This is a genomic window from Geomicrobium sp. JCM 19039 (assembly GCF_000698145.1).
In the GTDB taxonomy this organism is placed as follows: Bacteria; Bacillota; Bacilli; order Bacillales; family Marinococcaceae; genus Geomicrobium_A.
The window spans coordinates 43552-64490 of record NZ_BAXB01000002.1 but is presented as its reverse complement, the minus strand read 5'-3'; the positions used below and the strand labels follow the sequence as shown (position 1 = coordinate 64490).

Here is a 20939-nt window from a genome sequence, read left to right as displayed (position 1 = left end):
TCCTTTCGTTGGTCTACAATTTAGCGAAGTTCTTTTACTCTTGCTGCTTTTCCTTGAAGTTTACGCAAGTAGTACAATCTTGCTTGACGTACGCGACCACGGCGCTTCACGTCAATCTTAGCGATTCTTGGTGAATGAACCGGGAATGTACGCTCAATTCCTACACCAGAAGAGATCTTACGCACGGTAAACGTTTCGCTAATTGAACTTCCTCGACGCTTGAGTACAACACCTTGGAATACCTGAATTCTCTCACGAGAACCCTCGACAACTTTAACGTCGACAGCGACTGTATCTCCAGGACGGAAGTTCGGTACATCACTCTTTAGTTGAGCTTTGTTAATTTCACGAATAATGTTTGTCATAAGGCATACTGCCTCCTTTCTTCTCGGATGCTCTTACGGAATTTCCATAGCGGAACATCGGATTCAAGGGCTTTCGCCACACCTGCTATCATAGCATATGGACAGCCTTTCTTCAATTGTTTCCTTCAAATTCTTTGATCCAAACGTGTTCTCGTTCGGACAGTTCTTTTTGTTCGAGCAAATCCGGTCTCCGCTGCCACGTTCGCTTCAGTGCTTCTTTTTCTCGCCACTCATGAATACGCTCATGATGACCAGAGAGCAACACTTCAGGTACGTGCAAACCATTCCACTCGGCTGGTCGAGTGTATTGAGGATGTTCCAATAAACCGGTACTAAAAGAGTCTTTGACCGCCGATTCATCATTTCCTAGCACACCAGGTTGCAAACGAATGACGCTATCTGCAACAATCATCGATGCCAGCTCCCCACCGGTAAGCACGTAATCCCCTACAGAGATTTCATCTGTGACGAACGTGCGAATTCGTTCATCATACCCTTCATAATGGCCACAAATAAAAACGATTTGGTCAGAATCGGCAAGCTCTTCCGCTTTCTTTTGTGTGTACGCTTCGCCTTGAGGGCATAACAGGACGACTCGTTCCTTTTCTGTGCGAGGAATCGCCTGCAACGCATCGTGAATCGGTTGCGCACGAAGCACCATGCCTGCACCACCGCCAAACGGGTAGTCATCGACTTTTTTGTGCTTATTATCGGTATAATCTCTGAAGTTCGTAATCGTGTAAGTAGTGCTACCTTTATCATTCGCTTGTTTCCATATGGAAGACTCTTTGACTCCAGTAAACATCTCTGGAAAAAGCGTTAGAAAATGAAGATTCATTCGTCTAACAATCCTTCCATTAGCCGCACGGTGACGACTCGTTCAGAACGATTGACATCAATGATGACATCATCAATATACGGCAATAACACGTCTTTTTTCATCGGTTCATTTCGCTTGACGACCCACACGTCATTCGCTCCAGGAGAAAGAATTTCTTTCACGACACCAAGCGTTTGTCCATCGGTTGTAACAACGTTCAACCCGACGATTTCACTATAGTAGAAATCACCTTCTGGCAAATGCTCGCGCTCAGATTCATGCACTTGCAATTCAGCATTTCTTAGCATATCTGCGCGCTCCTTAGAATCAATGCCTTCTAACGTGAGAAGTTGAAACTGCTTATGAGTTCTTGAGCCTGTAATTTTAACCGAGGAACGGTTTTTGTTTTTGCTGAGAAGAGAAAGTGTGTTGCCGACTTGAAACCGTTCTTCTTTAAAATCGGTTGACGGAATGACACGCACCTCACCCCGCACCCCATGGGTATTAACAATCGTCCCCACTTTAAAATACTCAGTGTTTGACGTCATGATCTCCTTGATCTCCTTTAGTGCGAATCTCTGTAACCATACCATCTTCAATGATGATTTCATCTTCTAGCTTATGGTCTGCCCATTTGTCGCCGACTTTTACATCGGTCGTACGTTTCAACGTTTCACTTGTTACAAGAGAACCTTCTGGAAGCGTACGAATCTTATTCTCACGAAAAGTAATGCTTTCAATTCGTTGTGTACGCTTCTTTATTTCCGCGTTAAACCTCGTTTTTACGAGCGCTTTGTTGTTCGCATCGGTTTGTTCTTTTGCTTGTTTCTGTGATTGAAAGCGGAGTTGTTCCGTCTCCGTCATCAAACGCTGCTTGTCTTGTTCCATTTTAGCCAATAATTTCTTCCGATAGTCTTCGGTGAGTACATGACGAACGAGCACTTTCTTTTCAATTCTCATTGGATCACCTCTAGTTGATATGTAATACTTTCAATATACCATTAATCTTGTCCGGATTGAGCAAAAACGAGTAAAAAGAAAGAGGAAGGCTTCGCCTCCCCCTCACACGTCCTTAATCAGCAATGTTTAGTCGAACCTTTCCGTGATCCCGGTTCGCTGCAGCCAAAACCGTGCGCAATGCGCTTGCAACTTTGCCGCTTTTGCCGATGACTTTCCCCATGTCTTCCTTGTGCACAGACAGCGTTAACACTGTCGTTCCTTGTTGTTCCACTTGGTCTACGTGAACGTCTTCAGGGTGATCCACAAGCGTCTGGGCAACGGTCAAGACGAGTTTTTTTAACATCGGTTAACCTACTTGCCGTTCTTCGCGTTATGGACTTTCTCCATAAGGCCAGCTTTAGAGAATAGGTTACGTACCGTGTCAGATGGTTTAGCTCCATCTAGCATCCACTTAAGCGCACGCTCTTCTTTCACATCAAATGTGTTTTCTGTAAGAAGTGGGTTGTACGTTCCAATCTCCTCGATAAAGCGACCATCACGTGGTGCGCGAGAGTCCGCAACAACTACACGGTAGAAAGGTCTTTTCTTTGATCCCATTCTTTTAAGACGAATTTTCGTTGCCATAATCCTCAACCTCCATTATATTTGTTTTCTTTTTTGTTTAAAAGGCAGAACGCCTTGCAATAATTCTAGTGAATTCATCGCACATTAGCCTATTATAGACAAATTCTATTCATGTGTAAAGGGTTTTTCCTTTTCAGCATAAAAATCTTTACCTACTTCATAAACGGGAGCTGCATCCCGCCTTTTCCTTTTTTCTTGCCTGTCATTTGTGAAGACATCTGCTTCATCATTTTTTTCATATCATCAAACTGTTTGAGCAGCTTATTCACATCTTGAACGGTCGTCCCACTACCTTTGGCAATTCTTCGCTTTCGGCTAGCATTCATCAATTTAGGGTCGACTTTCTCCGCTTTCGTCATGGAACGGATGATCGCTTCCACTTTTCCAATTTGGCTGTCGTCAACTTGCATGTTCTTTAAGCCTTTCATTTTCCCAGCACCTGGAATCATACCGAGCAGATCTTCTAAAGGCCCCATGCTCTTCACTTGATCCAACTGTTCCAAAAAGTCATCAAACGTCAAGTCGGCATTGCGCATCTTCGCTTCCAACTCTTTGGCTTTCTCTTCATCGACGTTCGTCTGTGCTTTTTCAATTAATGAAAGTACATCACCCATACCGAGAATTCGAGACGCCATTCGCTCTGGATGGAATGGTTCAAGTTGGTCAATCTTTTCACCCATTCCGGCGAACTTAATCGGCTTGTCAGTGACCGCGCGAATCGATAAAGCTGCCCCTCCGCGTGTATCGCCGTCTAGCTTCGTTAATACGACGCCATTAATTTCGAGCTGTTCGTTGAAATGTTCGGCAACGTTAACGGCATCTTGACCGGTCATCGCATCGACAACGAGAAGAATTTCATCAGGAGTTACAGCGTCTTTCATCTGCAGCAGTTCACCCATAAGTGATTCGTCCACATGCAAACGACCTGCCGTATCCAAGATGACCGTGTCATGTTGGTTATCTTTCGCCATTTGCACACCTGCATTGACGATGTCCACCGGGTTCTTATCGGTCCCATCCGAGTACACAGGCATATTTAATTGCTTTCCGAGTGTATTCAACTGGTCAATGGCCGCTGGGCGATATACGTCAGCGGCAACGAGCATCGGTGTTTTGTTCTTTTGCTTTCGCAAATAGTTGGCAAGTTTCGCTGCTGTCGTCGTTTTACCTGCACCTTGCAAACCGACCATCATAATGATCGTAGGAGGTTTGTTTGCTGTAGCAATCTTGCTTTCTTCAGCGCCCATCAATTCAGTCAGTTCTTCGTTAACGACTTTGATGACTTGTTGACCAGGAGTTAAACTCTTCATCACTTCCTGGCCAACCGCCCGCTCTTTAATACGGTTTACAAATTGCTTCACGACTTTAAAGTTCACGTCGGCTTCGAGTAAAGCAAGTCTCACTTCACGGGTCATTTCTTTGACGTCCGCTTCGTTAACCTTTCCCTTACCTTTGATCTTTTGCATCGTTTGTTGAAGTCGTTCCGCTAAACTTTCAAATGCGATTGGAATCCCCTCCTTACTCTTCGGCTCGTTCTAATTCTTCACTAATCCGGAGTAATTCCCGGTTGTCTGTCTCGTCACCGATCTCTTTAAGTGTCTTGTATAGCTCTTGTCGAATTCGGTATCGATGAAAAAGACCCAGCTTCGCCTCATAGTCTTCAAGCATCTGTTCACTACGGCGAATATTATCATAAACGGCCTGCCTGCTCACCTCATAGAGTTCAGAGATCTCACCGAGCGAATAATCATCATAATAGTAGAGCTTTAAATAGTTGCGTTGTTTGTCTGTGAGAAGCGAATGATAAAAATCAAACAACGCGTTCATTCTCATCGTCTTTTCAAGCACTGAATTCACCCTCACTGTTAAGTGAATAGCCTTTACAATTAAATGTTACAAGCTGCGCGTCCCGCTGTCAAGAAACGGTTAGTCCTCTTCTTTCTCGACCATGTTTTGAAAAAGTCCGTACGTGAACTGTTCCGCTTGAAACGGCTGTAAGTCATCCATCTTCTCGCCTAGCCCAACAAATTTCACTGGAATATCAAGCTCGTTGCGAATGGCGAGTACAATTCCACCTTTCGCCGTACCATCAAGCTTCGTCAACACAATCCCGGATACATCGGTGGCTTCTTTAAATTGTTTTGCTTGGGCCATCGCATTTTGACCAGTCGTTGCATCCAGAACGAGCAACACTTCATGAGGAGCGCTAGGTACTTCACGTTGAATTACACGCTTCACTTTCTCAAGCTCTTTCATGAGATTCACTTTATTTTGCAAGCGGCCAGCGGTATCACACAACAGCACATTCGCCCCACGAGAGCGGGCAGCATGAATGGCGTCGTACATGACCGCTGCAGGGTCTGAACCTTCAGCTTGCTTGATTACATCCACACCGACGCGCTCTCCCCAAACCGCTAACTGTTCAATCGCCCCTGCCCGAAACGTATCCCCGGCGGCTAACACAACTTTTTGGTCGGATTGCTTGAAGTGGTGTGCGAGTTTGCCAATCGTCGTCGTTTTTCCAACACCGTTCACACCGACGAACAAGATGACAGTCATCCCATCGGGATTCATTGTAAGCTCACTGTCATGACCGGTAAAATCGAGTCTTTCGGTCAACTTTTCACTAATGATCGGTAAGATGTCTCGACTGTTTTTAACATTTTTCAGCTTTGCCTCATCTCTAAGTTCATCGACGAGCTCCATTACCGTGTTCACGCCAACATCTGCCGAAATGAGAAGTTCTTCAAGTTCTTCAAAGAAATCTTCGTCTACAGTTCGATACTTTGCAGCGAGACTGTTCATTTTCTCAGAGAATGAATCTCTCGTCTTTTGCAGACCATCTTTAAATTTGTCTGTCATCGAATCGGTTTGATTCGTCACGCGTTCTTTAAGTTTTCGAAAGAAGCTCATGTCATCTACACCTTTCCACGATCTAATCTCCCGAGACGATCGCCTCGAGTTGTTCGGTTTCTTCTAAACGAACGGAAACAAGTCGTGATACACCTGACTCTTCCATTGTGACCCCGTACAGTGCGTCACAAGACGCCATCGTCCCTTTTCTGTGTGTAATGACGATGAATTGGGTTTGGTGAGCGAACGACTGTAAATAGTTCGCAAACCGAGTAACGTTCGCTTCATCTAACGCGGCTTCCACTTCGTCCAATATGCAAAACGGCACCGGTCTCACGTTCAAAATCGCGAACAATAGAGCAATGGCAGTGAGCGCTCGCTCTCCACCAGAGAGTAAGGATAGCGCCTGGCGTTTCTTTCCAGGTGGTCGAGCAAAAATATCAATCCCACTCTCGAGGAGATCATCTGGGTCGCTCAGCTCAAGGTCAGCCTCCCCTCCCCCAAACATTTTCCGGTACGTTTCTTTAAATTGTGCGCGGATTTGCACGAACGTCTCACGGAACTTCCGCGTCATCTCTTCATCCATCTCCCGAATCGCTTCTTGAAGGGTGCTCCTCGCTTCTAATAGATCATCTTGCTGGCTTTTAAGGAAATCGTGACGTTCCGAAATTCGTTCAAACTCATCAATCGCTCCAAGGTTGACAAACCCAAGCTCATCAATGGCTTTTTTCAGCAGCTTCACTTTCGTACGTGCTTCTTCAACAGGAATTGATAGCTCATAGTCACGCCTTGCCGCTTCATAACTTTGTTCATATTCGGATTGCAGACGGTTGAGCAAGTGATCGAGTTCAATGTCTAACCGGTGAAGGCACAGTTCCTCATCTTGTTTTTTCGTTGTCTCTTCACTTACCCGCACTTCGTAACGTTGAACTTGCTCTTCTAACAGTTGAAGTTGTTGCTTCACTTGCTCACGTTTTGCTTTGCCATCCTCAACCTTCGCCTGCTCGGTTTTCTTTTCTTCAGATGTCAACTGAATATCATCATCAATCGTCGATGAGCCTTCTGATAAGTCACCGAGTCTTGATTCTAATGTTTTCCGCTCATCTTTGGCGGCTGCAAGACCTTTCTGATGTTCTTTTACATCCGCTTGCAAGCGTTTGACGGTTTGTTGCTGACTTTCAAACTGTTCTTTTTGTTTCGCCCGCTCAATTCTCATCTCCGTCACACGCTCTTGAAGATCTTTCTCCGATGACTCTTCTTCTTTTTTGAGCGCTTCTTTTTGTTCGATCGACTGCTGGAGTTCTTGTACACGTGTGACGAGCGACTGCTCTTTTTCTTCCGTTCGTTGCACATGCTCTTCGGTATCGGTTAGCTCCTGTAAATAAGCTTCTCGCTCTTTAATATACAAGGAATGATGCGCTCCGTCCCGCTCCTTTTGCTGGGCAAGTTGTTGGGCTTGTTCTTTTGCTGTTTCCAACTCTAAACGAATGGTTTCACTTTGAAGAAGTTGTTCCTGTTTCTTTTCTTCAAGTTGAGCGAGCGTCTCTTTTTCAGTCGCGACTCGCTTTTCAAGAGATTGAATCGCTTCCTCAATAGACGTTTGCTTTTCTCGAAGCTCTTCTCGTTCACGCTTTCTACCGAGCAGTTCCATTCCTTTACGTTTCTCGCCCCCGCCAGTCATCGACCCTCCGGGATTGATTACGTCACCGTCCATCGTAACAATTCGGTTTTTATAGTTGACCATTTGCGCTAATTGATTTCCTGCTTTTAAATCTGTCGCGATAATGACGGCTCCGAGCAAGTTGCCAACGACTGGTTCGAGCTGTTGTTCATACTGAACGTTTTCTTTTGCCGTCCCTAAATAGCCATCATGGGTTTGCAGCTTTTGTACGAGAGCTTTAGGAATTGTACGCGCTCGCATGACGTCTAACGGTAAAAATGTTGCCCGACCTTCTCGGTGGTTTTTCAAATACTGAATGGCTTGACGACCTGAACGTTCGGTATCAACGACGACGTGTTGGAGCGCACCGGCAAGTGCCGTCTCAATCGCCGTCTCAAACTTCTTATCAGAAGAGACGAGGGATGCGATCGGACCGACAATCCCTGTCAGGTTCTCACGGTCCTTTGCTTGAAGAACAGCTTTAACTCCTTGAAAGAAGCCAGCGTGTTCTTGTTCCATTCGGTCTAGCAAAGCGAGTCGTGACGTCACATCTTCCCTCGATCGATACCCACGATAGAGATGATCTTCTGTGTCTACCTTTTTTTTGATCGCCTGCTCAATCTCTCCATCCAACGATTGCTCATCATCATTGGCTGCTTCGCGCTTGGCTTGAAGTGCTTTCACACGTTGCATCGCATCTTGATGCTGCTTATCCTGAGCTTTTAGCTCCTCATCTGTCCCTTTGTTCTCTTCATCCAAGATGCGCAAGCGATGGCGTAGCTTTTTTCGTTGTTCATCGTGATAACGCAACTCATTCTTAGTGGCGGCTTGTTCATTCAAAACATCGATATAAGTCGTTTTTAATGTTTCAATCTCTTCTTCAAGATCCTCTTTCGAACGACTTGCACGGTTCGTTAACTCTTTCCACTGTTCGTCTAACGCCGTTAATTGATTCGTCTTCTCTCGAAGATCCTGATCTTCATCATCCAACTCTGTTTTCTTTCTTTTCCATTCACTTTCAATCGCTGTGATCCGTTTGTCCAACTCATCCAAACGGGTATAGGCATTCGTCCCTCGTTCGTCCATGAGCTTCTTATGGCCTTCTTGTTGCTGAAGACGTTCACTTGCTTCTAACAATTTCGTCTGGGCAGTTTCTAAGTTTTGTTCAATGTTTTGCAGTTTATTTGTTTCTTCTTTTCTCGCATCCGTATACGAAGCCAACTGTTTCTCTTCTGTTTTCAGACGTTCCTGTAAGGTTTCGACATCTTGTTTGGAAACAGACCATTTTTTATGTTTGTCTTCGATGTCAATCGCAAGCAGTGCGACATCTAGCGCAGTTAATTCTTCTTTTTTCTCAATGTATTCTTTTGCCGTTGACGCTTGGATTTCTAAAGGCTCAATTTGCTGCTCGAGCTCATGCAAAATGTCTTCTACCCGATCCAAATTCTCCATCGTTTCTTGAAGTTTCTTTTCTGATTGCTGTTTACGAGATTTATATTTCAGCACGCCTGCCGCATCTTCAAACATCGCTCTACGCTCTTCAGGTTTAGAAGAGAGGATCTTTTCTACTTCTCCTTGCCCAATCATGGAATACGCTTCTTTGCCGAGCCCAGAGTCAACGAGTAAATCCACGAGGTCTTTTCTGCGACAACTCGTCCCATTTAACTTATAATCGCTCTCCCCAGTCCGAAACAATTTACGAGTCATACTAATTTCCGTATAGTCCGATTGTAAATGACCGTCTTCATTGTCCAGCACAAGTGTAACTTGAGCGAGATTCACTCGTTTTCGCGATTCACTGCCAGCAAAAATGACATCTTCCATTTTTGATCCACGAAGCTGTTTGGCGGACTGTTCTCCAAGCACCCATCTCACGGCATCCGCAACATTGCTTTTGCCGCTACCGTTTGGGCCGACAACGGCGGTAATTCCTCGGTCAAAGTCTACGGTCAACGGTGACGCAAAAGACTTGAATCCTGAAATTTCCAGTCGTTTTAAATGCATACATGTACCCTCAATTCAACCTTACCCCTTATTTCCTGATCTGACTTTTTTTACGTCTCACCTTTTCAAACATGAAAATCGCCTCTAAAATAAAAGAGAAAAGGAGGCTATTCATGGAACTTCAAGAAGCAACAAAAGAGAATATGACTTACATGTTTGAAAAGCTGCAGGAACGATTAAACGTCGTCAATCGGGCGATTCTAGACCAGATGGCTATTCGTTATCACGTTATGAAGATATTCGTGATGTATACGATTACGTCATTCATCATCCTAATCTAAGCGTAAAAGAGATCGATGCGCTCGTTTCTGAGCTTGGGTCCATTAAGGTTAAGAAATAATTCTCAGCACTAACCATTTTCTTTGAAATTGGTTAGTGCTGTTTTTCCACCACATCTTTGCTTAATTCTGCAAGCGCAATTTGCGCAGCATGCTGTTCCGCAGCTTTTTTCGTCTTTCCTCTACCTTCACCGTGCAATGCTTTATTTACATACACTTGTGAAACGAACTCTCGACTATGCGCAGGTCCTTCCTCAGCGACAATCTCATATTGAATTCTTGCGCCACTTTCTTGCTGAACAAACTCTTGCAATTGACTTTTAAAATCCATCACGTGTGTATAACTGCCACTTTTAATCTTCTGATAGACCGTCTCTTCAAGGAATACGTACACCGATTCCATGCCTTGGTCAAGATAAAGTGCACCGACAAACGCTTCAAACACATCAGCGAGCATGGCTGGACGTTCGCGGCCTCCACTCATTTCTTCCCCTTTACCTAAAAAGATAAGCGTTCCGAAGTTCAAGCGCTCAGCTAAGTCCGCAAGGGATGGCTCACATACAACTGCTGCTCGGAGTTTCGTCATCTCCCCTTCTTGCATCGTCGGAAATCGTTTAAATAGATGCTGGGAAACGGCAAGCTCAAGTACAGCATCTCCAAGAAACTCCAATCGTTCATTATCTTGGTCCGAACGGAACCTCTGTTCATTCACATAGGATGAATGAGTAAATGCTTGATAGAGAATTTGCTTATTCGTAAACGTAATCGATAAACTTTCTATTAATTCGTCAAACCGTTTTGCCAATTGCGGATGTACATTCGTCTGAGCTTTACGTTTTGGCTTTCGCTCCGTTTGCCGCCGCATAAGCACACTCCTTTCAAAGATCCTAACCGGAAAACAAGTTCTGCACCTCTGTGCAGAACTTGTTCGTTCAGTTACTGTGCATCTATGTAATTGACGACATCAGCAACCGTTGAAATCTTTTCAGCTTCTTCATCAGAAATTTCAAGTTCAAACTCATCTTCAAGTTCCATAACGAGTTCAACAACATCAAGGGAATCTGCACCGAGATCGTCTTTGAATGTTGCTTCCATTTTTACGTCTGCTGCTTCTACACTTAGTCGATCTACGATAATCTTCGTTACACGTTCAAGTGTGTTATTCTCTGCCATATTTATTCGCCTCCATTAATCATCTTTCTCTTTATAGAAAAAGATAGCAATCCTTTTGTTATTATAGATGAAACTTCGAAAAAAAACTAGTGAATATCGTCCTTTATCCCATGTACATACCGCCGTCTACATGCAGGGTTTGACCTGTCATATAACGACTTGCATCACTGGCCAGAAAAACGACGGCTTCTGCAATGTCTTCTGGTTTCCCGAGTTCATTTAGCGGAATGTTTGCCAACAAACTAACGCGCGTTTGTTCATCGAGTTGGTCGGTCATTTCCGTTGAGATGAACCCAGGAGCAACCGCATTGACACGGATGTTCCGTGCCGCAAATTCTCGAGCTAGCGTCTTTGTTAGACCGAGAACACCTGCTTTTGCCGCTGTGTAATTCGCTTGGCCCGCGTTCCCAATGGAACCAACAACCGATGCAATGTTAATGATCGCTCCGCTCCGCTGCTTCATCATTGGCCGGGATGCCGCTTTGGAGCATAGAAACACCCCCTTTAAATTTGTATCGATGACTGCGTCCCAATCGTCACTTTTCATGCGCATAACGAGGTTGTCTCGTGTAATCCCGGCGTTATTAATGAGCAGGTCAATGCCCCCGAATTGAGATTGCACTTCTTGAAACATATTCTTGACATCATCTTCACTCGCAACATCTGCTTGAATGGTGAAAGCCTGAACACCTTCAGCTATACATTCATTTTTTACTTCGTCTGCTTTGGCAGCATTTCCAGCATAGTTAATCGCAACATCTGCCCCTTGTTTTGCAAGAGCGACTGCAATGGCGCGACCAATTCCTCGTGAACCACCAGTAACAAGTGCTTTTTTGCCATTTAAATTCACTACCTCACCGCCTTTACTGCTTGTTTAAATTGTTCAGCTTCTTCGAGGTTGCTGATGGAGAAAACATTCACATCTCGGCGTTGAATCTTTTTTACGAGCCAGACAAAACTTGACCGCTCCCAAATTCAACGAACGTATCTACCCCTTCACGAATCATAAAGCGGATCGTGTCCTCCCAATAAACCGGGGAGGTGAGCTGCTCTACTAGACCTTGCCGCAACTCTTCTCCGTTTGAAACCGGTGTGGCATGAATGTTCGTTACAACGGGTATACGTGCATTTTGGAATTCAATCGCTGTGAGTACGTTTCGCAACTGTTCTTTTGCCGGTTCCATTAACGCTGAATGGAATGGGCCGCTCACGTTTAGTGGCATCACACGTCTTGCCCCTTCTTCTTTGGCAGCCGCAGATGCAGCTTGTACCCCCTCAACCGTGCCAGAAATGACGATTTGTCCAGGAGCATTCAGGTTCGCCAATTGTACAGCGTGGCCCGACTCACTTACTCGCTTTGTAATCTGCATGAGCGGTTCACGTTCCATCCCAATGACGGCCGCCATCGTTCCCTCCCCCGCAGGAACAGCCGCTTGCATAAACTTGCCTCGCTCATGAACTGCATAAACTGCGTCATCAAAACGAAGGGCACCCGCTGCAACAAGCGCACTATACTCCCCAAGACTATGCCCAGCCAAGTAACTAGCTCAATCTCGGCATCTTCTAAAAGGGAAAGACTTGCAATACTCGCCGTTAGAAGCGCTGGTTGCGCGTTTGCCGTTTCTTTCAATTGTTCTTCAGGTCCGTCTTTCATTAACTCGCTTAAAGAAAATGGCAGCCTGTCATCCGCACGGTTGAGAATTGCTTTTGCACCGTCACTGTCATTTGCTGCAGCATGTCCCATTCCGAGCGCTTGAGAACCTTGACCAGGAAATAAATATGCAATGTTTTCCATCGTTTCCACTCCCTATCCCTCTGAAGAAGTTAGTTCACGTTCAATCACACCGGGTACTTGTTCTTCAACCATTTGCATTGCTTGCCTGATGGCATGAAATACCGCCGTATGATCCGAAGAACCGTGCGCCTTAATGACGGGAGCACGCAGTCCGAAAAGTCCAGCTCCACCATAGTGGGAATAACTCATTTTTTCTTTAATATTTTTGAAGGAAGGCTTCAATACTCCGGCAGCTAGCTTGTTCATCGTTGAAGAAGTGAGCTCAGTTTTTAGTATAGAGAACAATGATTCCGCGGTTCCTTCAATCGTTTTCAGGAGAATGTTACCAGAAAAACCGTCCGTGACGACGACGTCACAAACCCCGTTTAAAACGTCTCGTGCTTCTACATTGCCAATGAAATTAAAATCGGCTTCTTGTAGGCGGGCAAATGTCGCTTTACTTAACTCATTGCCCTTGCCTTCCTCTGTTCCAACGTTCAATAGCCCGATACGTGGGTTTTTACGGTTTTTTACTTGTCGCAAATAAACGTCACCCATCACCCCATACTGATAAAGGTGTTCCGGCCGCGCATCAACATTCGCACCGACGTCTAGCAACAAAAACCCTTCACCGTCTAACGTCGGAAGCATCGGTGCAAGCGCTGGTCGCTCTACCCCTTCAATACGCCCAACGTGTAAAAGTCCAGCTGTCATTAATGCCCCGGTGTTGCCCGCTGAAATGCAAGCTTTAGCTCTTCCTTCACGTACTTCTCGTACTGCGAGCACCATAGACGCTTCTTTTTTTCTTCTCACTGCTTTTGTTGGTGAATCTTCAGAAGTGATAACTTCGGTCGTATGCTTTACTTCAATTCTTTCGTGATCTGTTAGGTGAGGCTTAATCAATTCTTCGTTTCCGATCAGTTGGATCGTAATATGATCAAACGCTTTAACCGCAGCCAGGGCTCCCGCTACTTGTGCTTTAGGAGCATGATCTCCACCCATGGCGTCTACCGCTATTTTCATTGCCGATCCCCTTTTCTCCGCATCTTGTTTGATACGTTTTCCATTTCAATCGCCTGTCCTCGCGACATAATAAACTCCCCGGAAAACACTACCGAGTGGTCGACTGTGCTCGTTACTTCAACGACCGACCAACCGTCATCCGTCTTGACTACCTTTGCTTTAGCAATGACACGGTCCCCTGCTTTTACTGGCTGAGAAAACCGAACTTTTGCACTGCCGGTAACGACAAACTCATTATTAATAATAGCCACCGCAAGTGAATTCGCTTGGGCGAACATATGGTGACCCCGAGCAATCCCATTTCTTGAAAATACTTGTTCACTCGTAATTTCCATAATTGAAATGGCTGTTTCATCTAATTCTAAATCAACGACCTCACCGATGACTTCATCATCTGTCAGTGCCTTCACGTCATCGTGGTGGCCTTTAGCTACAGACTTTATTCGCTCCCGAAGTTCTGGAATTTGTAGCTCCATACGGTCCAAACGGATCGTTTGAATGCTAACAGAAAACCGCTCCGCCAACGCCTCATCTGTAATAAATGGATCGGCTTCGATCGTTTCTTTCAGTTCGCTTTTTCGAATATGTTTAGGCTTTTTCATCCTTAAAGAGCACCGCATTTCTATGACTAGGTCCTAATAGTAGTTTGCAACAGTCCAAAGATAAAATCAACCGTTGACCATTGTTAATCAAGCTTGTCTTCTGACAACGCTCCTGAAGTGACCAAGTCCGTTCGCAACGCTTCGTACTCAGGGTCTTCCCAAAAAGAGGAGGATTCAAACAGCGATTTCGCATCTTGTCTAGCCGTTTCTAATGCCCGGTAATCGTGCACTGGATCGGCAAGCCTAAACTTCGGCATGCCACTTTGCTTTTTCCCGAGTAATTCACCAGGTCCACGTAATTTCAAGTCTTCTTCGGCAAGTACAAATCCGTCTGTCGTTTCTGTCATAATGCGCATACGCTCTTTCCCGGTCTCTGATGACGGGTTGGCGAGCAAAATGCAATACGACTGGTTGTGACCTCTACCGACGCGACCACGAAGCTGGTGCAGCTGCGCTAGACCAAATCGATCTGCATCATAGATGACCATGCACGTGGCATTTGGAACATTCACACCGACTTCAATCACTGTCGTCGCGACGAGAACATCCAAATTTTGGGATGTAAATTGTTCCATCACTTCTCGTTTTTCATCATTGTGAAGGCGTCCATGAAGCAAACCGACGTGGTCCCCTGAAAGAATTGCTTGTAACTGCGCATGCAAATCGATAGCATTTTGGACATCGAGCTGTTCTGACTCCTCGATGAGCGGGCAAACGAAATACACTTGCCGTTTGTTCTGAATCTCTCGCTTAATGAAGTTGACAACCCGCTCAAACAACGACATGTTCACCCAATACGTTTCCACTGCTTTTCGACCTGTAGGTAGCTCATCGATCCTTGATACGTCCATGTCACCATACGCCGTAATCGCCAAAGTTCGAGGAATAGGTGTTGCGGTCATGAATAAAACATCAGGGTCGCCTTTTTCTTTTAGGGCGCGTCGTTGCTTTACCCCAAACCGGTGTTGCTCATCAGTGACGACAAGACCTAACTTCGGAATTGGAACATCTGGCTGAATGAGCGCATGCGTCCCAATAATCATGTCCACTTCTTTGTTTTCCAGTTGTTCAATGATGTCGCGACGCTCCGCCGCTTTCGTTGACCCTGTGAGCACCGAGACATTCACTGGATCGTCCGCAAACATCTGTTTAAAAGCTTCATAATGTTGACCTGCTAGAATTTCTGTTGGAACCATTAATGCGGCTTGCTTCCCAGCAGTAACAGCAGCATACATTGCGATGGCTGCGACTGCCGTTTTGCCTGATCCTACATCCCCTTGCAAGAGACGATTCATTCGATGCCCACTGCGCATATCAAATAGAATTTCTTGTAGAGAACGCTCTTGTGCTCCGGTGAGTGTAAAAGGAAGCCCGCGAATAAATGTGCTCACTCGTTCTTGGTCATCTTGTAATCCTTCTAAGTATTCACTTTTTCTTAGCGCATGCTTATAGGCGTGCATGCGTAGCTGAAACGTCAAAAATTCTTCATAAATAAACCTACGCCTTGCATGCTTTAGCTGCTCTGCATCTTGTGGTTGATGCAGTTGCCTTAACGTTTCTTCGATTGAAGCAACTTGTACTTCTCTCGAATAGAGAAAGGAAGCATCTCCAAAGGAAATACTTCTCTATTACGGGAAAGATCCGCAATCCATGTTTTTAATTGTCGATTAGTAAGTTTGCCTGTCAATTGATAGATCGGATCATACGGAGTGCGTTCTTGACGCTCCCCGATTTCAATGTGTTTGGCTGTTACTTGTGCACGGCTTCGATTCCATTTACCGGTTACTGTTATCGTCATCCCTGGGGAGAGTTTCCCTTTAAGGAATGCACGATTAAAAGCAGTCACCTCTATTGCGTGACCGCCGCTGTCCAATCGAAAGGTAAGAATATTTTTTACTTTACTGTAGCGGCGCACTCGCGCCTCACCAATCATCTCACCGGATATGGTTGCCTGTTCATTATGTTCAATGTCTTCAATGGGTCTGATTTCGATATTTTCATAACGAAAGGGGATGTGAAACCACAAATCTTCAATTGTGGATATGCCGAGGCGCTCCAAATCTTTTTCTGCTTCTGGTCCGACACCTTTTAATTGCTGGACTTCTGAGTGGCGATCCATCCCATTCACGACCGCTCTAGCGATATATTAAAGATTTTGGTCTCAAGTTCTCTACCTGTCGGTGTCGCGGCAAGACCACCCATTGCTGTTTCTTTAAGTGACTCGGACATACTTTCGCCAATTCGGTACATTGCATCAATGACCTCGTCACATGGAATTCGGCTTTCAATACCCGCTAGAGCCATGTCAGCAGCTACCATGGCAATGGCCGCTCCAGCTGCATTTCTTTTTACACAAGGAACTTCTACGAGTCCAGCTACAGGGTCACAAACGAGACCGAGCATATTCTTTAACGCCATCGCCATCGCTTCAGCAGATTGCCTTGGTGTCCCTCCAGCAAGTTCTGTTGCTGCAGCAGCAGCCATACCTGCTGCCGAACCGACTTCAGCTTGGCAACCACCTGCCGCACCAGAAATGGATGCATTGTTGGCAACGACAAGCCCGAAAGCACCTGACGTTAATAAATACCTCTGCATCGCTTCTCTTGAAGGGTTTAGCTTGTCCTTAAGACTAAAAAGCGTACCGGGTACAACCCCAGCAGACCCTGCTGTTGGCGTCGCACAAATCATGCCCATAGCGGCGTTCACTTCATTGGTCGCCATCGCACGGCTGACGGCATGAAGTACCGTGTCCCCACTTAGCCCTTTCCCTTCGGCAATGTATTGTTCGAGCTTCTTACCATCACCACCGGTGAGTCCAGACACAGAACGAATGTCCTCTTCTACCCCACGCTTTGCCGCATCTTCCATGATCTTTAATTTCTCATCCATATCTCCTAAGACCGCTTCTCGACTTCGTCCGGTCACCTCAACTTCTTGGCGAATCATCGCCTCTGAAATCGAGATCTGGTCACGATCTGTGCGTTCGATCAATTCAGCTACATTCCGAAACATATGTGATCACCTCAATATCATTCATTCAGCTTCGCTACTTGTGTAATGTGTTCGAGACGTTCTAACGATTCGATCATGTCGTCTGTGACGGATTGATCCATTTCGATCACCATTAATGCTTCTCGACCTTTTTCTTTACGTGAAACTTCCATATGCCCAATGTTTACTTTGTGTGCTGCTAAAAGGTTGGCGACGTTAGCAATCACGCCGTAACGATCTTGATGCACAATGAGAAGGGCCGGATGATGTCCTGATAGATTAAGTTGAAAGCCATTAAGCTCCACCACTTCAATCTTCCCACCACCAATGGAAATCCCAACGAGCTCCATTGATTTCTCCTTCGCCTCAAGACGGAGCTTAACTGTGTTTGGGTGGTCCATTATCGCATCTTCTTCATGAAACCTGACACGCATCTTTCTTTCTTTTGCAAGCTCTTTCGCTTGTGGGATTCGCTCATCAAACGTGTCGAAATCCAACAATCCACCGATGAGTGCCACATCGGTTCCATGACCTTTATACGTCTTTGCAAACGACCCGTATAGGTGGATGTTCACGCGCTCAGGTTGCTCATGAAACAATAATCTTGCGAGCCGACCAATTCTTGCCGCACCCGCCGTATGTGAACTAGATGGACCGATCATAATCGGCCCTATAATTTCGGTTACACTCCGATACTTCATGCTAATCCCCTCTCAACCGAAGGTTTACTTGTTTTCATCTGCAGGAATCACCATGATTGCGATGGTTCCCGGACCTACGTGTGTACCGATGACAGCCCCAATTTCTGTTTTGACTGTTGACACCGTATTAAGCCTAGACGAGACGGTTTCAAGAACAGAATCACCGACATCACTAGCGACTGCATGTGAAAGACCAATCTTCACGGGCTGATTGTGATACTCCGCAGCGAGTGTCTCAACAATCTTATCAATTGCCTTCTTGCGGCCTCGTACTTTTTCAAAAGGGTACACTTCCCCTTCTTTCGAAAGTGATAAGATCGGTTTCATCTTTAATAGCGAACCGATAAGTGCTGCTGCCTTTCCAATTCGTCCGTTTTTTTGCAGATATTCAAGTGTCTCGACAAGAAAGTATACCGATGTTGATTCAAGCAGCCCATCAATTCGCGCTTGTACCTGTTCGGCACTCGCTCCAGTTGCAGCAAGTCTAGCAACATCCTCTACGATAATCCCAATTGAATAACTCGCCTTTTTAGAATCAATCACATGAACACGAATCTTGTCTTCAACTTCTCCAGCTGCAATGCTCGCCGCTTGGTAAGTACCGCTAAGTTTGGATGAGAGGTGTATCGAAAACACGACCGTCTCTTCATCTGCATCTGTGCTAATTTTTGAGTAGAGCGTCTCAAAGTCATAAGGTGACGGCTGAGAAGTTGTCGGCATCACACTCGTCTTCCCCAACTTCTCATAAAACTGCGCCGGTGAAAGTTCTTCCCCGTCCAAGTACGTTTCTTGCTCAGAAAAATTCACCTTTAGTGGAATAACCGTAATATCTAGTTCTTCAACAAGATCTTTAGGAATATCCGCCGTACTGTCTGTGACGATCTTCACACGTGTCATCGTTCAACCATCCCCCCTGCTATTCAGCAGCTATAATATAATGATACAGTGGCTGTTTGCCCTCGTGCACTTCAGTCTCAACGTCTGGGTGATGGCTTTCAATATGCTTAATGAGCGCATCTGTACACGACTGTTCTGCGTCTTCCCCGCTAATGATGGTGACCATTTCCGTGTCTTCATCGATCATCTTCTCGGTCACTTTCACAAGTGTCTCGTTTAACGGATCACCTGCACTAACAATTTTATTCTCAACAAGCCCCATGTAGTCGTCTTTTTTAATGTCGATGCCTTCGATGGACGTGTCTCGAATTGACGTCGTCACTTGTCCACTACGGACATGTTGAATACTGTCGGTCATCTCCTCTTGGTTCTGATTAACATCTTGCATGCCATTAAACGCAAATAAAGCGCTTAACCCTTGTGGCACAGACTTCGTTGGGATGACGCGAACATCTTTATCGCTCACTTCAGCGGCTTGCTCAGCCGTCATAATGATGTTGCTGTTATTTGGAATCAAAAAGATATGCTTCGCATTAAAACGTTCAATGGACCGAGTCAACTGCTCAGTACTCGGATTCATCGTCTGTCCACCTTCGATTACTTCGTCAACGCCAATGCTCTTAAATAGCTCACTGACACCACTACCCATCGCAACGGTAATGAGCGCAAAGTCTTTTTGCTCACCTGACGCAGCGGCAGGTATGTGTCCATCATAATCGTTAGACAGAGCAGCATGCTGATCTCTCATATTGTCGACTTTCACGTGAGTAAGGTCGCCATATTTTTGCGCTTCGTTCATCACAAAGCCCGGATGCTCAGCATGAATATGAATCTTAATGAGGTCCTCATCACTTACGACGAGTAGTGAATCTCCGTATTGACTCAACGTGTTACGGAAATCATCCTCCACATAAGGATTCTTCTTCACTTTCTCATCGTCAAAGCGAATCATCACTTCAGTACAGTAGCCAAACTCGATGTCTTCAGCAGCATATCGCCCTGGATATTATGGTGTTCGACCGTAACGAGCTCTTCCATTGTCGGTTGCTCTGTTGCGTAATCATCGGTCGTTTCGCCTCGTAGAGCCGCCATCATTCCTTCATAAATGTAAACGAGCCCTTGGCCACCAGAGTCAACTACGCCGACTTCTTTAAGCACTGGCAACAAGTCTGGTGTCCGCTTAAGAGACGCCTTCGCTTCTTCAATGACAATAGTGAGTAACTCTTCGGCGTCCCGATGCTTCTTCACAGCTTTCTTTGCGGCTGCGGCTGCATCTTTGGCTACCGTAAGAATCGTGCCTTCTACAGCTTCATAACCGCCTTGTACGCCGTTTCTACCCTGCGTCTAACGCATCGGCCAAATGCGTACCGTCTAGTTCTTGCTTTTGCTCAATTCCTTTGGCAAACCCACGAAACAGTTGAGACAAAATTACACCAGAATTGCCTCTTGCTCCCATAAGCAACCCTTTCGAGAATCGTTTTGCCACTTCACTTGCTGAAGCTGAGTAGCTTTGGTTCATTTCTTTGACACCTGACCGAATGGTCAAGCTCATATTTGTTCCTGTATCACCATCTGGCACAGGAAATACATTTAGTGCATCGACGCGCTTCGCATGTTTTTCAAGCGACGCTGCTCCCTCAGTAAACATGGCCAGAAGCATCTGGCGTCTATCTTATTCGACACTGTATACCACCTCATTTATCCATACGCTACGGGTTTGTAACACGAACACCCTGTACAAAAATATTGACTGACTCCACATTTAAGCCGAGCAGTTTTTCAAGTTGATACTTCACTTTCGTTTGTACGTTATACGCCACCTCGGAAATCTTCGTCCCGTAGCTGACAATAATGTACATATCAATAATTAGATCTTCATTTTCTTCTCGAATGACAACCCCTCGAGAAAAATTATCTCTTTTTAGTAGCTCGGAAATACCGTCTTTAATCTGCTTTTGAGAGGCCATGCCTACAATTCCGTAGCAATCGGTCGCTGCTCCTCCTGCAACGGTAGCAACAACTTCCCTAGAGATGTCAATGGTACCTAGTTGTGAATTCATTTCTAAGGCCATAGCATCCTCCTTTCGTCAATCTGTAATGAGAACTATCGACAGTTTACTATATTTCTGGACTTTTATAAAGCGACTGTTAAGAAAACCATATTGATTTTTGTGCACAATCTATGCTAAGATGTTTCAGTGCAAGTAAGGGAAG

Annotated in this window: 19 protein-coding genes and 4 pseudogenes; 1 reads left to right on the top strand and 22 read right to left on the bottom strand. The window is 45.4% G+C overall.

Features of this window, described 5'->3' with window-relative positions; translation table 11 throughout:
• Nucleotides 1–20 precede the first annotated feature (20 nt).
• The 10 genes from rplS to smc form a co-directional block, all read right to left on the bottom strand.
• Entirely contained in the window at nucleotides 21–365 is a 345-nt protein-coding gene (gene rplS, locus JCM19039_RS02455; protein WP_042402021.1) for a 50S ribosomal protein L19, read from the bottom strand.
• Nucleotides 366–477: 112 nt separating this feature from the next.
• Nucleotides 478–1203, bottom strand: a complete 726-nt coding sequence (gene trmD, locus JCM19039_RS02450) for a tRNA (guanosine(37)-N1)-methyltransferase TrmD (protein ID WP_042423605.1) — start codon at nucleotides 1201–1203, stop codon at nucleotides 478–480.
• The gene (gene rimM / locus JCM19039_RS02445; protein ID WP_042423602.1) at nucleotides 1200–1733 is read right to left on the bottom strand and encodes a ribosome maturation factor RimM; all 534 of its coding nucleotides are present in this window, start codon (nucleotides 1731–1733) and stop codon (nucleotides 1200–1202) included. The genes trmD and rimM overlap by 4 nt, the downstream gene beginning before the upstream one ends.
• Nucleotides 1717–2145: a YlqD family protein gene (locus JCM19039_RS02440; RefSeq protein ID WP_042402014.1), complete on the bottom strand. Its 429-nt coding sequence runs from the start codon at nucleotides 2143–2145 to the stop codon at nucleotides 1717–1719. Before JCM19039_RS02440 ends, rimM begins: the two co-directional genes overlap by 17 nt.
• 112 nt (nucleotides 2146–2257) lie before the next feature.
• Entirely contained in the window at nucleotides 2258–2488 is a 231-nt protein-coding gene (locus JCM19039_RS02435) for a KH domain-containing protein (protein WP_042423600.1), read from the bottom strand.
• A gap of 8 nt (nucleotides 2489–2496) precedes the next feature.
• Complete coding sequence (gene rpsP / locus JCM19039_RS02430) at nucleotides 2497–2769, bottom strand: 30S ribosomal protein S16 (protein ID WP_042402009.1); 273 nt, start codon at nucleotides 2767–2769, stop codon at nucleotides 2497–2499.
• A 152-nt stretch (nucleotides 2770–2921) separates the two neighbouring features.
• Nucleotides 2922–4274 carry a signal recognition particle protein gene (gene ffh / locus JCM19039_RS02425; RefSeq protein WP_042423597.1) on the bottom strand — a complete coding sequence of 451 codons (1353 nt, stop codon included), beginning with the start codon at nucleotides 4272–4274 and terminating at the stop codon, nucleotides 2922–2924.
• 13 nt (nucleotides 4275–4287) lie between these two features.
• Nucleotides 4288–4617, bottom strand: a complete 330-nt coding sequence (locus tag JCM19039_RS02420; protein ID WP_042423595.1) for a putative DNA-binding protein — start codon at nucleotides 4615–4617, stop codon at nucleotides 4288–4290.
• 78 nt (nucleotides 4618–4695) lie between these two features.
• Entirely contained in the window at nucleotides 4696–5682 is a 987-nt protein-coding gene (ftsY, locus tag JCM19039_RS02415; RefSeq protein ID WP_042423593.1) for a signal recognition particle-docking protein FtsY, read from the bottom strand.
• Nucleotides 5683–5704: 22 nt separating this feature from the next.
• Nucleotides 5705–9286: a chromosome segregation protein SMC gene (gene smc / locus JCM19039_RS02410; RefSeq protein ID WP_042423590.1), complete on the bottom strand. Its 3582-nt coding sequence runs from the start codon at nucleotides 9284–9286 to the stop codon at nucleotides 5705–5707.
• Nucleotides 9287–9357: 71 nt separating this feature from the next.
• Here smc and JCM19039_RS27680 point away from each other — a divergent pair.
• Nucleotides 9358–9626: pseudogene (locus JCM19039_RS27680) on the top strand (DUF1128 family protein).
• Nucleotides 9627–9658: 32 nt separating this feature from the next.
• Here the strand turns inward: JCM19039_RS27680 and rnc are convergent.
• From rnc to JCM19039_RS02350, 12 genes and pseudogenes are all read right to left on the bottom strand, one after another.
• Nucleotides 9659–10429, bottom strand: coding sequence for a ribonuclease III (gene rnc / locus JCM19039_RS02405; RefSeq protein ID WP_042423586.1), 771 nt, complete (start codon nucleotides 10427–10429; stop codon nucleotides 9659–9661).
• 71 nt (nucleotides 10430–10500) lie between these two features.
• On the bottom strand, nucleotides 10501–10737 hold the full coding sequence (gene acpP, locus JCM19039_RS02400) for an acyl carrier protein (RefSeq protein WP_042401995.1): 237 nt from the start codon (nucleotides 10735–10737) through the stop codon (nucleotides 10501–10503).
• A gap of 103 nt (nucleotides 10738–10840) precedes the next feature.
• Nucleotides 10841–11587 carry a 3-oxoacyl-[acyl-carrier-protein] reductase gene (gene fabG / locus JCM19039_RS02395; RefSeq protein ID WP_042423584.1) on the bottom strand — a complete coding sequence of 249 codons (747 nt, stop codon included), beginning with the start codon at nucleotides 11585–11587 and terminating at the stop codon, nucleotides 10841–10843.
• Nucleotides 11587–12532 (bottom strand): annotated as a pseudogene (fabD, locus tag JCM19039_RS02390) (ACP S-malonyltransferase). Before fabD ends, fabG begins: the two are co-directional and overlap by 1 nt.
• Before the next feature lie 12 nt (nucleotides 12533–12544).
• Entirely contained in the window at nucleotides 12545–13534 is a 990-nt protein-coding gene (gene plsX, locus JCM19039_RS02385) for a phosphate acyltransferase PlsX (protein WP_042423581.1), read from the bottom strand.
• The gene (fapR, locus tag JCM19039_RS02380; protein ID WP_042423579.1) at nucleotides 13531–14136 is read right to left on the bottom strand and encodes a transcription factor FapR; all 606 of its coding nucleotides are present in this window, start codon (nucleotides 14134–14136) and stop codon (nucleotides 13531–13533) included. Before fapR ends, plsX begins: the two co-directional genes overlap by 4 nt.
• Nucleotides 14137–14219: 83 nt before the next feature.
• Nucleotides 14220–16255: pseudogene (gene recG / locus JCM19039_RS02375) on the bottom strand (ATP-dependent DNA helicase RecG).
• Between the two features lie 5 nt (nucleotides 16256–16260).
• The gene (gene sdaAA, locus JCM19039_RS02370) at nucleotides 16261–17148 is read right to left on the bottom strand and encodes an L-serine ammonia-lyase, iron-sulfur-dependent, subunit alpha (protein ID WP_042423577.1); all 888 of its coding nucleotides are present in this window, start codon (nucleotides 17146–17148) and stop codon (nucleotides 16261–16263) included.
• 17 nt (nucleotides 17149–17165) lie between these two features.
• Nucleotides 17166–17828: an L-serine ammonia-lyase, iron-sulfur-dependent subunit beta gene (sdaAB, locus tag JCM19039_RS02365; protein ID WP_042401981.1), complete on the bottom strand. Its 663-nt coding sequence runs from the start codon at nucleotides 17826–17828 to the stop codon at nucleotides 17166–17168.
• 24 nt (nucleotides 17829–17852) lie between these two features.
• On the bottom strand, nucleotides 17853–18725 hold the full coding sequence (locus JCM19039_RS02360; protein ID WP_042423576.1) for a DegV family protein: 873 nt from the start codon (nucleotides 18723–18725) through the stop codon (nucleotides 17853–17855).
• Between the two features lie 19 nt (nucleotides 18726–18744).
• A pseudogene (locus JCM19039_RS26225) lies at nucleotides 18745–20385 on the bottom strand (DAK2 domain-containing protein).
• Nucleotides 20386–20434: 49 nt separating this feature from the next.
• Nucleotides 20435–20797, bottom strand: a complete 363-nt coding sequence (locus tag JCM19039_RS02350) for an Asp23/Gls24 family envelope stress response protein (RefSeq protein ID WP_042401978.1) — start codon at nucleotides 20795–20797, stop codon at nucleotides 20435–20437.
• Nucleotides 20798–20939: the final 142 nt, after the last annotated feature.

What these genes read in the sequence shown, in the direction of transcription:
- rplS (WP_042402021.1), bottom strand. Translation starts at nt 365, where the DNA reads ATGACAAACATTATTCGTGAAATTAACAAAGCTCAACTAAAGAGTGAT.
- trmD (WP_042423605.1), bottom strand. Translation starts at nt 1,203, where the DNA reads ATGAATCTTCATTTTCTAACGCTTTTTCCAGAGATGTTTACTGGAGTC.
- rimM (WP_042423602.1), bottom strand. Translation starts at nt 1,733, where the DNA reads ATGACGTCAAACACTGAGTATTTTAAAGTGGGGACGATTGTTAATACC.
- JCM19039_RS02440 (WP_042402014.1), bottom strand. Translation starts at nt 2,145, where the DNA reads ATGAGAATTGAAAAGAAAGTGCTCGTTCGTCATGTACTCACCGAAGAC.
- JCM19039_RS02435 (WP_042423600.1), bottom strand. Translation starts at nt 2,488, where the DNA reads ATGTTAAAAAAACTCGTCTTGACCGTTGCCCAGACGCTTGTGGATCAC.
- rpsP (WP_042402009.1), bottom strand. Translation starts at nt 2,769, where the DNA reads ATGGCAACGAAAATTCGTCTTAAAAGAATGGGATCAAAGAAAAGACCT.
- ftsY (WP_042423593.1), bottom strand. Translation starts at nt 5,682, where the DNA reads ATGAGCTTCTTTCGAAAACTTAAAGAACGCGTGACGAATCAAACCGAT.
- smc (WP_042423590.1), bottom strand. Translation starts at nt 9,286, where the DNA reads ATGCATTTAAAACGACTGGAAATTTCAGGATTCAAGTCTTTTGCGTCA.
- rnc (WP_042423586.1), bottom strand. Translation starts at nt 10,429, where the DNA reads ATGCGGCGGCAAACGGAGCGAAAGCCAAAACGTAAAGCTCAGACGAAT.
- acpP (WP_042401995.1), bottom strand. Translation starts at nt 10,737, where the DNA reads ATGGCAGAGAATAACACACTTGAACGTGTAACGAAGATTATCGTAGAT.
- plsX (WP_042423581.1), bottom strand. Translation starts at nt 13,534, where the DNA reads ATGAAAATAGCGGTAGACGCCATGGGTGGAGATCATGCTCCTAAAGCA.
- fapR (WP_042423579.1), bottom strand. Translation starts at nt 14,136, where the DNA reads ATGAAAAAGCCTAAACATATTCGAAAAAGCGAACTGAAAGAAACGATC.
- sdaAA (WP_042423577.1), bottom strand. Translation starts at nt 17,148, where the DNA reads ATGTTTCGGAATGTAGCTGAATTGATCGAACGCACAGATCGTGACCAG.
- sdaAB (WP_042401981.1), bottom strand. Translation starts at nt 17,828, where the DNA reads ATGAAGTATCGGAGTGTAACCGAAATTATAGGGCCGATTATGATCGGT.
- JCM19039_RS02360 (WP_042423576.1), bottom strand. Translation starts at nt 18,725, where the DNA reads ATGACACGTGTGAAGATCGTCACAGACAGTACGGCGGATATTCCTAAA.
- JCM19039_RS02350 (WP_042401978.1), bottom strand. Translation starts at nt 20,797, where the DNA reads ATGGCCTTAGAAATGAATTCACAACTAGGTACCATTGACATCTCTAGG.